Annotated in this window: 11 protein-coding genes and 1 pseudogene; 8 read left to right on the top strand and 4 right to left on the bottom strand. The window is 60.1% G+C overall.

Annotation, left to right across the window (positions count from 1 at the left end; genetic code table 11):
* Positions 1 to 29 precede the first annotated feature (29 nt).
* Positions 30 to 320 (bottom strand): annotated as a pseudogene (locus AC6IY7_RS02350) (tetratricopeptide repeat protein); the annotation flags it as partial.
* On the opposite strand from AC6IY7_RS02350, the gene AC6IY7_RS02345 reads away from it, so the two are divergent.
* On the top strand, positions 290 to 646 hold the full coding sequence (locus tag AC6IY7_RS02345; RefSeq protein ID WP_497782891.1) for a hypothetical protein: 357 nt from the start codon (positions 290 to 292) through the stop codon (positions 644 to 646). The pseudogene AC6IY7_RS02350 and the gene AC6IY7_RS02345 overlap by 31 nt on opposite strands.
* 79 nt (positions 647 to 725) lie before the next feature.
* On the opposite strand, the gene AC6IY7_RS02340 is transcribed toward AC6IY7_RS02345, so the two are convergent.
* Entirely contained in the window at positions 726 to 2,828 is a 2,103-nt protein-coding gene (locus tag AC6IY7_RS02340) for a TonB-dependent siderophore receptor (protein WP_497781410.1), read from the bottom strand.
* Positions 2,829 to 3,260: 432 nt separating this feature from the next.
* Between AC6IY7_RS02340 and AC6IY7_RS02335 the strand changes: the two genes are divergently transcribed.
* Together AC6IY7_RS02335 and AC6IY7_RS02330 are read left to right on the top strand one after the other, a co-directional pair.
* Positions 3,261 to 3,938 carry a response regulator transcription factor gene (locus AC6IY7_RS02335; RefSeq protein ID WP_497781409.1) on the top strand — a complete coding sequence of 226 codons (678 nt, stop codon included), beginning with the start codon at positions 3,261 to 3,263 and terminating at the stop codon, positions 3,936 to 3,938.
* Positions 3,935 to 5,311 (top strand): sensor histidine kinase, encoded by a 1,377-nt coding sequence (locus AC6IY7_RS02330; protein WP_497781408.1) that lies wholly within the window; start codon positions 3,935 to 3,937, stop codon positions 5,309 to 5,311. Before AC6IY7_RS02335 ends, AC6IY7_RS02330 begins: the two co-directional genes overlap by 4 nt.
* A gap of 176 nt (positions 5,312 to 5,487) precedes the next feature.
* Here the strand turns inward: AC6IY7_RS02330 and AC6IY7_RS02325 are convergent, their stop codons facing one another.
* Together AC6IY7_RS02325 and AC6IY7_RS02320 are read right to left on the bottom strand one after the other, a co-directional pair.
* Complete coding sequence (locus AC6IY7_RS02325) at positions 5,488 to 6,792, bottom strand: lysine N(6)-hydroxylase/L-ornithine N(5)-oxygenase family protein (RefSeq protein WP_497781407.1); 1,305 nt, start codon at positions 6,790 to 6,792, stop codon at positions 5,488 to 5,490.
* Between the two features lie 42 nt (positions 6,793 to 6,834).
* Entirely contained in the window at positions 6,835 to 7,884 is a 1,050-nt protein-coding gene (locus AC6IY7_RS02320; RefSeq protein ID WP_497781406.1) for a GNAT family N-acetyltransferase, read from the bottom strand.
* 189 nt (positions 7,885 to 8,073) lie between these two features.
* Here AC6IY7_RS02320 and AC6IY7_RS02315 point away from each other — a divergent pair, with 189 nt between their 5' ends.
* The 5 genes from AC6IY7_RS02315 to AC6IY7_RS02295 all read left to right on the top strand — a co-directional run bounded on the left by AC6IY7_RS02315 (position 8,074) and on the right by AC6IY7_RS02295 (position 13,049).
* A complete protein-coding gene (locus AC6IY7_RS02315; RefSeq protein ID WP_497781405.1) occupies positions 8,074 to 8,304 on the top strand; it encodes an MbtH family protein in 231 nt (76 codons plus the stop codon).
* Positions 8,305 to 8,363: 59 nt separating this feature from the next.
* Positions 8,364 to 9,035: a thioesterase II family protein gene (locus AC6IY7_RS02310; RefSeq protein WP_497781404.1), complete on the top strand. Its 672-nt coding sequence runs from the start codon at positions 8,364 to 8,366 to the stop codon at positions 9,033 to 9,035.
* 21 nt (positions 9,036 to 9,056) lie between these two features.
* Positions 9,057 to 10,022, top strand: coding sequence for a TauD/TfdA family dioxygenase (locus AC6IY7_RS02305; protein ID WP_497781402.1), 966 nt, complete (start codon positions 9,057 to 9,059; stop codon positions 10,020 to 10,022).
* A 330-nt stretch (positions 10,023 to 10,352) separates the two neighbouring features.
* Complete coding sequence (locus tag AC6IY7_RS02300) at positions 10,353 to 11,018, top strand: sigma-70 family RNA polymerase sigma factor (RefSeq protein ID WP_497781401.1); 666 nt, start codon at positions 10,353 to 10,355, stop codon at positions 11,016 to 11,018.
* A gap of 339 nt (positions 11,019 to 11,357) precedes the next feature.
* Positions 11,358 to 13,049 carry a cyclic peptide export ABC transporter gene (locus AC6IY7_RS02295; protein WP_497781400.1) on the top strand — a complete coding sequence of 564 codons (1,692 nt, stop codon included), beginning with the start codon at positions 11,358 to 11,360 and terminating at the stop codon, positions 13,047 to 13,049.
* The last annotated feature ends 54 nt before the right edge of the window (positions 13,050 to 13,103 follow it).

The following is a 13,103-nucleotide window of genomic DNA, read 5'->3' as shown; positions in this document are numbered from 1 at the left end:
ACGTCGCTCGGACAGGCGGCGACGGCCTTTTCGAAGGCGTCGAGCGCCTGCTGAAATTCGCCGATGAGGAACAGGGCTTGACCGAGGCATGCGCGCAGATAGGGGGCGTCGGCGCCGAGGTCCAGCGCGGACCGAATGAGCTCCGCCGCGCTCGCGTAACATCTAGACTCGATGCGCAGCAGCCCGAGAGCCGTCAGAGCTTCTTTGGAGCGGGAGTCGAGCTTACCGCTTTCGTGGATCTTTGCGTGTCGTCTCCGAATGAGCCGGTCGGCGACGGCACACGGAAAAAATGGACGCGGACAGCTTGCGTCGAACACCATCGGCGAGGACCATTGCGTGCCTGATGACGAACGGCCGGAACGCGCTGTCGAAGACGGAGACTTTGACGATCGGAGCAATCGAGGACGCTGTCTGGGCGCTCGTTGAAGCACGCGCCGCTGTCGCCGCGTTCCAAGCCATGATCCGCGAGAAGGCCGGGGGCGAACTCGACGGCTGGATCGACCTCGCAAAAGCCGGTCTTCTAGCATCGAGCGGCGTGATAAAGGACCGCTGCTCCGCCGTCACAGCGGCGATCACGAACGCCTGGTCGAATGGCCAGACTGAAGGCCAGATCACCAGATCGAAACTGATCAAGCGGCAGATGTGAGGGATCGCAAAAATTCGACGTACTCGAGGCCCGCCTTATCGGAGCCGGCAGACGGATTCCGTATGAGAGGATTCCTGCGTTACCAACGAAAGGTGAGGCTCCCGATCACGGTGCGCGGCAGTCCCCAGGTACAATTCGTCGTCGCCGTGCAAACGAGATATTGATGGTCGAGCAGATTGTTGAAATTGACTTGCAAACGCATGCCGTCGAGCTCGGGGATCAGCTTGCCGACATCATAATGCACAGTCGCATCGACGAGCGTGTATCCTGCGTTTTGGATCGTGTTCGCGGCGTCGGCGTAGGTCGGGCCCACGAAGCGGACGCCGGCGCCGAGACCGAAGCCTCTGAAATCGCCGTCTTGCAGTGTGTAATCGGCCCAGAGCGAAGCCATGTTGCGCGCGACATAGGCCGGTCTCTTGCCGACATTGCTCGTTCCGCTCGACGTCGGATTGTCCTTCGTCACATGCACGGGATTATAAGTGTAAGCGGCCACCATATCGAGGCCGGGCGTCGGATTGGCGACGGCTTCGAATTCGAAGCCGCGAGAGTTCACCTCGCCAGTCTGCACCTTGTAGGTCGTCGCCGGCCGCGCCGGATCCGGGGTGAGGACGTTCTGCTGAGTAAGATCGAAATAGGCTGCTGTGAATGTGGCCGGAAAGAACTGCGGCTGATATTTGACGCCGCCTTCGAACTGCTCCGCGATCGTCGGCTTGAACGCATTGCCATTGAAGTCCGTCCCAGTGGTCGGAAGAAACGATCGTGAATAGGCGACATAGGGCGCGACGCCGATGTCGAAGACGTAGTTCAGGCCGGCCCGATAGCTTCCCTGCGAATCGTCTTTTATGGCGACGGAGCCGGCGCGAATATTTGTCGTGGTCGAGCGCGCATCGTCGAAACGGCCGCCGAATGTCAAAATCCAATTATCGAACTTCGCTTGCTCCTGCGCATAGACCCCGAGTTGTGTCGCGGTCTGATGGCTGTAGCTGGTGATGGTCGACGGCGTCGTGACGATCTGGCCATAGACGGGATAGTAGAGATTGAGGCTCGGGCCGACGCCTCCACGCGTGCGCGTCGTGTAGGTCGCCGATTGATAGTCGACGCCGATGAGAACCGTATGCGTCACCGGGCCGGTCGCGACCTTGGCCTCGCTCTGCGTGTCGAGCGCGAAGGAATAGAGTTGCTCGTCGATGGCGGTGGCGGTCCGAGCGATGGTTCCATTCGCCGAAATGCCCGAGGCGGTCATATTGTTGTAATCGAAATCGAGGGCGCCGTAGCGCAGGTTTTGTCGAACCGTCCATGCCTCGTCGAACTTGTGCTCGAACCGGTAGCCGATCGTTCCCTGCGTGAAATCACTCTTGTTGAAACTCGGCTCGCCGAGCATGACGTGCGTTGAAACCTGGTTTGCCAACGTCACAGTGAAAGGGCCGGCGGTGCGATTGTGCAACCAGTCGCCCAATAGTGTGAACGACGTCGCGTCCGTCGGCCGCCATGTGAACGAGGGCGCGACATATTGGCGGATGTCGGGCGCCGAATCGCCGGAGCCATACTGGAACTGAGTGCCGCTGTCACGCGCCATGAAGACGAAGCGATAGAGCAGGCGCTTGTCGGTGTCCACGGGACCGCTGACGTCGAAGGCGCCCTGAATGCGGTCCAAGGAGCCGCCCTGGACATAGGCCTCGCCGCGCGCTTCCTCTGTCGGCTTCTTCGTGATCTTGTCGACGATGCCTCCTGGGCTGCCCTGGCCGTAGAGGACGGATGAGGGACCTTTGAGCACGTCGACACGCTCGAGGCCATAGAATTCGGTGATGAAGCGCGACCAGACGCCATTGGCCTCGCGCAATCCGTCGCGATAGACTCCATTCGTGCTGACGTCGAAACCGCGAATATAGGGCGCGTCGAAGGTCGCGCGCGGATCGCCGCCATAGGGCTCGGAATAGACGCCCGCCATGTAGCGGAACGCCTCGCCCTCGCGCTGCACGTTGCGCGCGTCCATTTGCGCGCGCGTGACGACGGAGATCGACTGCGGCACTTCGAGGAGAGGTGTATCGGTTTTGGTCCCGGTAGAGCTTTCGTGCGCCACATAGCCTTGCGGACCCGGCGCAGGCGCGCTTTGCCCGGCGAGCCTGCCGGCCACCGCAGGACCGACGCCGGTCGGCGAGGGAGCGCCCACGTTTATCTGCACGGCGTGCTTCGATCCCCTCGTCCGCGATCTTGCCACTCGCGGCGCGGCGCTGCTCGGAACGGCCCTTGGCCGAATCTTCTGTTGCGGCGCGTCCACCTTCACGGGCGGCAAAACCGACGACCCTGCTTCTTGCCCCATGGCCGCGCCTTCGGAGAGCGCGGTGGTGGCCAGCAACGAGGCGAAGCCCCAGAACGCGTGACGAAGTAGAACGGACATGACAGGGCCTCCGGCCAGATTGCGGGTCGCCCGGCCAAAACACGGCCGGTCAAGGGCAGTCATAGTTACGCTCTCGAACCTTACACCGATCTGCCGAGCCGAAGGCTTCGGAAAGTTTCCAGACAGAACGCTCTCGGGTGGCGGAAGAAAAGTCGACGCTCTAGTTTGGTGTTGCTGGCTGCGAGACCGCGCTCGCCGGCGGCCGGATGTCACTCGATGCGAATTCTCATCGTCGAAGACGAAGTGGATATGGCTCGCCTCATCTGTAAACGGCTCGGGAAGGCCGGCTATTCCTGCGACCATGTCGCTAATCTCGCAGATGCGCAGGAGGCGTTGAAACAATTTCCGTATCAATTGATGCTGCTCGACCGGCGATTGCCGGATGGCGATGGCGCGGAGGCGATTCCTGTGATGCGCGCGTTGCGGCCGGGCGTCCGCATCATGATCGTGACTGCGCTCGATGCGCCTCGGGAGCGAGTGGAAGGCCTCGACGCCGGCGCCGACGACTATCTTGTCAAGCCATTCGACGGAGAAGAGTTGATGGCGCGTGTGCGAGCGCGTTTGAGATCGTCGAGCGGCGCAAAGGCGCCGCCGATCACCGCGGGCGCGCTGTCCTTCGATCCCACCGGCCAGCAATTTTGCGTCGCGGACAAGCCCATAAAGCTTCACAAGCGCGAGTTCGCGTTGCTCGAATCGCTCGTGCGCCGCATCGACCGCGTGGTCGTGCGTTGCACTTTGATGGAGGACGTATACGGATTTGACGACATTGTGTCGCCAGGCGCTCTCGACACGCTCGTCTCGCGCTTGCGCAAGCGGCTCGAAAGCGCCGACGCCGGCGTCCAGATCCATCTCGTGCGCGGGCGCGGCTATCTCTTGAGCGAAGTCGAGACATGAGCGCATTTCGCTCGGTCGCCGCCCGGCTGTCCGTCTATGTCGTGATCGCGCAAGTCGCCGGCTATATAGTGACGCATGTCTTCGTTCATATTTTTAGCGCATTCGGAATCATTCCCGGCGGACCGGAACTCTGGAATGATCTCGCTTTTCCCAATATCCACTCTCTGACGGCCGCGTCGGTGACGCGATTTCCCGACGGAATCCTACGTCTCGATCCTACGCGCGAATTGCGCGCCCTTATCGAACGCACCCCGACGTTGCGCCTCGCCGTATTCGACCCGAAGACGATGTCGGAGTTGCCGGGGTCGTCACCCGATCTCGTGTCCCGCATCAAGAATAATGAGGGCATTAGGCCGATCAGCCTATCGTACCGGCTCAAGGCCGATTCGGGGAGCGATCTCAAAGGCGCTATGGTGCTGTCCAACACGCGCCACGGAAGATTGGAGATCGCGACCTATGGCTATGTGTCGTCCTGGAGCGATCTACCCTACTGGATGTATATGGCGGGAGTTGGGGACATTCAATATCATCTCTTCGAGATTCTCGTGGTCGCGATCATTGGATGGGTGACGCTGAAGCGGGGGCTCACGCCATTGGACTCGCTCGTCAGACAAGCGGAACTCATCGATTTGGTGTCGCTCGACCGGCGTTTGTCGGTTCGCGGGACGCCGTCAGAGATTCGGCCTCTCGTAGCATCGATGAACGACGCGCTCGAACGTCTCGATGAGGACTTCAAACGTCAGCGTCGCTTTTTCGCCAACGCCGCGCATGAATTGCGCACGCCCGTCGCGATTCTCACCGAGCGACTCGACCATCCTAAAGAGGTCGGCTTCGTCAGTGATCTGAAGCGCGACGCGCGGCGAGTTCGCGCGATCGTGGAACAGCTTCTCGCCTCGGCGCGGCTGCAGGGCCGCAGGGGCGTTTCCACGGCGATCGATCTTGCCGAAGTCGCGCAGGCGGCTATCGACGATCATGTGCTGCTGGCGCTCAAAAACAAGCGTAATCTCGCCGCGGAAGTGACCCGGAAGCCGGTTGTCATCGCGGGAGACAGGCAGGCGCTGGAAAGCATCATCGGCAACCTTATCGACAATGCGCTGCGCGCGGAACCGGAAGGGGGAACCGTGCTCGTGCGCGTCGGCGCCGACGCCACGGTCGCCGTGATCGATCATGGAGAGGGGGTCGCGGAATCGGATCGCGATCTGATCTTCGAACCATTCTGGCGCAAGACGGACGCGAAGTCCGGCGCCGGACTCGGCCTCGCCATCGTCAAAGAACTCATGGAGGCGCATGACGGCCGCATTTCGCTCGAGGAGACGCCTGGCGGCGGCGCCACATTCAAATTGTTGTTCCAAACAAATCGAGCGCCGCGTTGACGCCGTCCTCGGTCGCAAATCGATGGAGGCGGAGTGACGGGCTTCCGCTATGATCACGGCGCTGAGAGAGTGAGCCAGGGCGTTGCCTGCCAGCGTTCCTCCAATTCGACGCCATCGATCTCCGCGCGGTCCCCGGACGCCTCGAACAAATGCGGACTTCTCTCGCCCATTCCCGTTCAATAGACCTCGTCCGCCGTTGCGGCGTCGTCGCCTTCCGCGTCTTGGGAGGCGAATCGGAGCGCCTCCCGAATCGCCCACCCGATTTCGTCGGTCCGAATGGCGGTTATCGACAGCAGCGTGTCGCTGAGCCCATGCGTCGCTTCGCAACATCCTTGAAGAAAGATCGATGGCCGGAATTTCGGCGACTTGACGATGCAATAATGCCGGTCCACGGCGAAGGGCCCGAGATGAGCGACAAGAGGACGCAAGAGCGCATTGTGCGATTCCCGTAGATAGCCAGTTGCGAGAACGACCGCGTCATAAGTCTGGGTATCAATTTGGTTCGTATCGAGATTTGCGAGAGAGAGCCGAATGCCGTCCGCTTCGGCCGAGGCGCCCACGACGTCGTGTCGTCGCAGGAAGCGATGCTTGTCGCCCGCAGAGACCTTTTGTCGGTAGAAGACGCCGTAGATTTGCTCGATCAGCGCGAGGTCCGGCGCCGCGTAATTTGTGTTCATGAATTCGTCGATGAGCGCCGCGCGCTCGTCGTCCGGCTGATTGAACAGATGATCCGCATATTCTGGATTGAATATCTCGTTCACGAACGGGCTGTCGTCCGATGGCTTGATGGCGCGGGCCCGCATGATCAGGTCGACGCCGACGCCTCGATTGTGGAGATCCATGAAGACCTCGGCGGCGCTTTGGCCGGCGCCGATGACAGCGATCTTTCTCGCAGCCTTTTGGCGAGCGAGTTCGCCGAGGTAGTGGCTCGAATGAAACACACGCGGGTCTGCTCCGAGAGGCAGGAAGCGGTCGGGCACGTTCGGCGCGCCGCCGACGCCGACGACGAGGTTGCGCGTGAGGCGCTCGTGGAGCGCTCGATTCCGACCACGCGAGCGGACGCGGAGCAAAGAAACCGTCCCGTCTCGCAGTTCTGGTAGCACATCGATAACTTCTTCTCCGTATGTGGAAATGTTTTCGAAATGGGAGGCTGCCCAGGCGAGGTAGTCGTTGAACTCGAGCCTGCTGGGATAAAAAGTCTTCAGATTGATGAAGTCCTGCAGGCGCCTTTTTTCATGCAGATAGCGGAGGAAACTGAATGGGCTCGAAGGATTTCGCAGCGTCACGAGGTCTTTTAGGAAAGAAATCTGCATATGGGCATGGTCCAAGAGCATGTTGGAGTGCCAGGCGAATTCCTTTTGTCGCTCGATGAACAGCGTGTCCAGCTCCGCTTGCCCTGCGTTGCTCTGCTCCTGCAAGGCGATCGCGAGCGCCAGATTGGAGGGGCCAAAGCCGATGCCGATGAGATCGTAAATGCGCATGTGCATCCCCATGTGAGACAAAAAAACGAGAGCTCGCGACGCTCAAAGCTGTTCGCGGAAGAACGTGTCGCGCGTCAGAGTGGCGAGTGTCGCGCGCTTGTGCGGAAAATCGAATTCCTTGACGATCGCGTAGCCGCCCTTCACGAGATTTCCGATCATCTTGTGATTGTCGGAGCGCGGTTCGATGACGATGCGCTGCGTTCTGCGATCGTCCAGAAAGAGATAATGGGAGATCGACGGAAGCCAGGCCGTCACAAAGGGCTTGCCGCGGAATGACGGCTCGCCGATCAGCACATGCCAGCCGCGATCGAAATCGTCGGCGTCGCAAAATGGTGCGATGCGGTCTTCTTTCGCCCAATAGATTTCGAAGTAGCCAAAGGGGTCGTCATCGAAGCAGCCGATGACCCCGATGACATGCGGATCAGACGATATGGCGGCAAGATAGGCGCGGTGCTTGCCGATGTCGCCCGCCTCCTGCCAGAAGGCGTCGATGGTCGGGTCGTTCATCCATCGATGGAAGCGAGCGATGTCGCCCTCCGGATCGATGACTCTGAATGACAGCGTCGCTCTCAGCCATGGAATGGAGCGCGTATAGAGCAATCCATTCGGCTTCGGCTCGCGCTGCGGATGGCGCCGACCCTGCGTGAACGCGTAACGTAATGGACGCGTCGGACTGCACGCATTCGCTCGCCAATACTCCGAGCGTTGCCAGAACATGTCGCGGACAACGCAGATGCGCTCGGAATCGTCGCACGCTGCGAGGCCGGATTGGAGCAGGGCGTCGAAACTGCCCGCAGCGGCTTGCAAATCGAGACGACGCGCGTCCGGGAAGTGGACAAACGACGCCTCGAAAGCCACGGTCATATCGTCGGTCCCGAGCGTTTCGACAGCTTTTCCCCGACATTCGAGCGTTGCGCTGTCGCCGCTCCGCCGGAGCGACCAATGCGTCGTGCTTCCCGTCGAAAGATCACGGATCAGGAGATCTTCCGCGTCGCAAATCCAGTCGAAGCGACGGCCGCCGGGCCGCTGCAAGGGGACGGCCGCCCCTCGCTCCAACTCGCGCTCCAGTGTCGCCATGCCGCTCATGGCCATCTACGCTCCCAAGTGATGCCTGTCTTTGACATGACGAACGAGAGCGGGAGTTGTTTAGCCGGCAATTTATTCGGTCGATAAAAAAGGCGACGCCCTCTAAATCGGCGAGCCGCATGTGCGTCTATCATAGCGACCTCTATCGCTTTCCGACCATCGTGTTGGAACGTCAACGGCAAAGGACGACGACCTATGAATTGCTTCGATCGAGAGGACACGATTTTTCGCGTCGTATTAAATCACGAAGAACAATATTCGATTTGGCCCGACTACAAGCCGATTCCAGATGGATGGCGTGATGCAGGCGTGTCGGGCGACAAGAAGACTTGCCTTGCGTATATCGAGAGCGTCTGGACCGACATGCGTCCACTTTCCCTGCGCCGGTTCATGGAAGAACAGGCCGTATCCCGAACGGAGCAATAGGCGCCGTGCCGGAACCTCTGACGCTTCTGTGTCTTCCCTGCGCAGGAGCGAGCGCCACTATGTATCTTCGCTGGCGGCGCAGCTTGCCGCCGTGGATCGTCTTGCACCCGGTCGAACTGCCGGGCCGCGGCTATCGGATCGCGGAGCCGGCCGCAGAACATTTCGAGCGATTGGTCGAGCAGCTCTGCGAAGAGCACTCGGCTTCCATGAGCGGGCGATATGCTTTGTTCGGCCATAGTATGGGCGCGCTCCTCGCCTACGGCATGGCGGTCCGTTTGTCGGCCCTTTCGAGGGCCCTGCCGCTCGCCCTTATCTTGTCGGCGACGGCGGCGCCGTCTCGACGGAACTTCGCGTGCTTCGCCGATGGACAAGACGATGCCTCGCTGATCGCCATTTTGCGCAAGCAGGGCGGGACGCCCGAAGAGGTTTTCGCTAATCCAGAACTTTTGCGGATGGTCTTGGACGTGCTCGGCAGCGACTATCTCCTATGCAGCAGCTTTCAGGACAAGAACTCACCGCCGCTGTCGGCGCCGATCTATGTCTTTGCCGGCCATGAGGACGACATCGCGGCCGATCAGCTGGAGGCTTGGCGGCTGGAGACGAGGGGAGATTTTTCGCTGCAATGGTTCGACGGAGGACACTTCTTCATTCAGCGCCAAGAGGCGCAGGTCCTGTCGCGGATCCCCCAGCTTCTGCTCGAGGCTTCCCGTGCCTCTCCATCGCTCACCTGACTTCTTGCAAAGGGCAATAGGATGAACTCGCGAGAATGCGCGGTCGCTGTCGATTCATCTCCCGCCGTCCTGATCGAGCCTCGGCACGCGGGCGAAACCCTGCTCGCGGCTTGGCCGTGGCTGCGCGGTGAGATCGATTCCCTCCTGCCGACGGCAGGCGGGGTGCTGCTACGCGGATTCCAAGTGGAGTCGATCGACGTTTTTCGGCAATTCGCCGCCGCGTTCGGGCATCCACTCTTGACCTATGAATTCGCCTCGACGCCGCGCGCCGCCGTGTCGTCCGGCATATATACGTCGACCGAATATCCACCGCATCAGCACATCCCGCTCCATAACGAACAGGCCTATACGCGTGAATGGCCCATGAAGATATGGTTCCACTGCGTGACGGCGGCTCTTGCCGGAGGCGAAACGCCCGTCGCCGATAGTCGGGCGATCTATCGACGCGTGCCGGCTTCCATTCGCGAACGCTTCGCCGATGGCGTCGTTTATGTGCGTAATTTCGGCCAATTCGACGTGCCGTGGCAAAAAGTCTTCAATACGAGCGCGCCTTCCGAAGTCGAGCGCTATTGCGCCAGAGCCAGGATTGTCTGCGAGTGGCTCGACGACGGCGGCCTGAGGACGCGGCAACTCTGCCAAGCCTTCGAGCGTCATCCGGTGACCGGCGAATTCGTATGGTTCAATCAAGCACATTTGTTTCACATTTCCAATTTGCAGACGGAGATTCGCGAGTCGCTGGTGGATCTGCTCGGTATCGAAAATGTGCCGCGCAATGCGTATTTCGCCGATGGCGGGGAGATCGAAGACCAGCTGTTGGATGACGTGCGCGCGATTCTCGCGGAACAGACGCATAGTTTTCCCTGGCGCAAAGGCGACGTGATGATGCTCGATAATATGTTGACAGCGCACGGACGAACGCCGTTCGAAGGTCCGCGCAAAGTCGTCGTCGCAATGGCTGAACATCATGACAACTACGCGAGATTCTGAACGTGTCGGCGGATATTCCGCCCGACTCCATGATCGCCGCCAGCTTCTGCCCGGCTCGAAACGGAAGCTTCTGACCAGTCTCCACCCGACATCCGCAGCGCTCGAAAATCCAAAGGGCCCATCATCGTGGCTCCCGTTGAGAATTGTTCCTTTTTGAAAATTAGGAAAGGCTATTTTGTCCGTTCCAACTCGCAGCTATGCTCGTTCGTCGCTTGCGTAGATCGTTCGCCTTTGGATCTTCGAGGTCGAGAAGACGGGCAGCGGAACACCAAGGGCTTCCGTTATCAATGCCTATTTCGGCGATCCTCGCGCGTTTCAAGGAGTCTTTCAGTGCCGGAGAACGTAGCTGCGCAGCGGGCCCTTCTGCTGAAGATCGTCATCAGCAAGCGTAATGGATTGGTGGAGCACGCCGCCAGAATTTTGCGCAATCGGCAGCATGCCGAGGACGTCGTGCAGGATGCGATCGTGAAGATTTGCGAAAATACCTGCAACGATGTCAGGTCGCCATACAGCTATCTTTTTCGGATGGTGCGTAATATGGCGATCGACAACATGCGCCAAACAATGCGGGAACGTCGCGTCATTGGGGAGGAAGATGAGATGTGCGACGTAGCGGCCGCGGGCGTTTGTCCTCTCGAAAGACTGCTCGAAAGCGAGGCGTTGGAAGCGATCATCGAGGCGTTGCACAAAACGCCGCGTAGGACCCGCGAAGTCTTTTTGGAGCATCGCGTCGAAGGCGCGACACAAAAAATGATCGCACAGCGAATTGGCGTTTCGCCGACGCTTGTCAATTTTATGATTCGCGATGCCGAGACGATTTGCCGAGAAGCCATAGAGATCGAGCGGCCGAGGTCGCCTTGTAAGAAGCGGGGACGCCGACGTGGAGAATGCGCGACATGCAAGGGCGATACGGTAGGCGCGTGTTCAACGCTTTCGTCGGCGGCGGCGCCGAGCCTTCCCGGGGCGCGTGGCAGAGCCCCGGCAGCCCTCTGCTGATGAAGGCGGCGACGATGCGCCGAAGTACAGACCGGCGAAGTCAAGGCCCTGGGCTTGGCTCCGAAGCGCACGATTTTGCAAGCGACACCTATTGCCGTTGACGGGGGCTCCTCGCGGACCTGATTACAGTAGATCGAATCCGACGGACCGAAGCTCCGCCGGCTTTGTCGCTCTGCGCGAAACGATCGGCGCGCCTCGAGCTCGGCGTCGCCGGCCTTGTCCGGCGCTGCTTGCAGCAGCTCGGAGCCTGGCTGTGGGCGCAAGGAATTTCGTCGAGGCGTTAAATTGTTGCGGCGCCGGTGCGTCCTATTCGATGTAGAGGAACGTGGAAGCCGCATCATGCTTTGGAGATTGGTCGGAGAGTTCCGCCTGCTTTTGATTGCTTCGGTCATCGCGAGCATTATCGCAGGTCTTGGGAATGTCGTTTTGATTGCATCGATCAACGCCGCGCTGACAAGGAGCGTGACGCATTCGACGATCCTGATCGAATTCGCGCTCGCTGCGATGACGGCGGTCGCGGGACGCACTGCATCCGGCGTTTTATTTCACCGCTTGAGCCAAGGCGTTCTCGCGAAGCTGCGTCTTCATATCGCCACTCATATTCTCGCGGCCGATTATCGCGACATAGAGGAGACGGGAGCGGCGAAGATCAATTCTGCGTTGACGGACGACAGCAACCAGATATCCGTGCTCTTTGTCAGTCTCCCGGCGTTGCTGACCAATATGGTGATCGTCGCCGGATGTCTCGCTTATCTCGCATTTCTGTCGTGGCCCATTTTTCTGTTGGCCTTGATGGCGATCGCCATCGGCGCATTCGGGTATCACGGCCTTCATCTGCGCGCCCTGAAGGAGCTCCGAGCGGCGTCGGAATCGCAAGTTCGACTGTTCGATCATTTCGGCGCGATCGTTGAGGGCGCGAAGGAGCTCAAGCTCAACGCCGCCAAGCGCGGCATTCTCGTGAATGATCTTCTCGGTCGGGCAATCGGCGATGTCCGTCGGAAGCGGGTCGCGGGCCTTTCCTGGTTCTGTTTGTCGGGCGGCTTCGGAAGTTTTCTCATTTTCGCATTCATCGGCGTCGTGCTGTTCGCGGTGACTGGGGACGCGCCCCAGCAGGTCGGCATAGCCACGAGCTTCACGCTGTTGTTTCTCTATATGGTGACGCCGCTCGAAGTGCTGCTCAACAATATTCCGCAGATCAATCTCGCCCGTATCGCCGCTCGGCGCGTCGAGCAGCTCTTGTCGCTCTTGCCCGTCGTCCAAACCGACTCGGAGGCGAGAATGCCGATCGACTATGCGGACGGCGTCCAGACGCTCGTTCTACGCGACGTCGCCTACGCCTATAGTGATCGCGACAGCGGCGAGGGATTTACCGTAGGCCCGTTCGATCTCTCTTTCGCGCGCGGCGAGCTCGTCTTTCTGGTGGGAGGCAATGGCAGCGGAAAGACCACTTTGGCGAAGATTCTCACCGGCCTTTATGTTCCGACCAAAGGCGATATCCTTTTGAACGGCGTGCCGGTCGACCACGGCAATCGCGAAGATTATCGACGCTTCTTTGCGGCGATATTCTTCGATTTCTATCTGTTCGAGTCGCTGATCGGCGTCGAGGGACGGAACGTCGACGAGCGCGGCAACAGGCTGGTCGTGCAGTTCGACCTCCAGCAGAAGGTCTTCGTCTCCGCAGGAGCGTTTTCGACGCGCTGCTTGTCGCAAGGCCAGCGCAAGCGCTTGGCGCTCATCGCGATGCTTCTCGAGGACCGGCCCTTCCTCGTCTTCGACGAATGGGCTGCCGATCAGGACCCGCTTCATCGGGACATTTTCTATCGCGAGATTTTGCCGGATCTAAAACGCCTAGGCAAGATCGTCCTCGTTATCTCACATGACGACCGGTACTTCCATCTTGCCGATCGCGTGCTGACGATGCGCGACGGACGGATCGAGGCGGACGGCGTCGACAGGCGGGGACCAGAGTCGTCGGCGGCGACCGTTTCGAGGGAGCTCGGTCGGCCCGTCGCGGAACCCGTTTTCGATTGAACCAAAAGATCAGCGACGGGTCTGTTCGCGGAACGCCGCACAGACGATCGGTCG

The organism is Methylosinus sp. is20ea (assembly GCF_059718135.1).
This window is presented reverse-complemented; position numbering and strand designations above follow the sequence as displayed.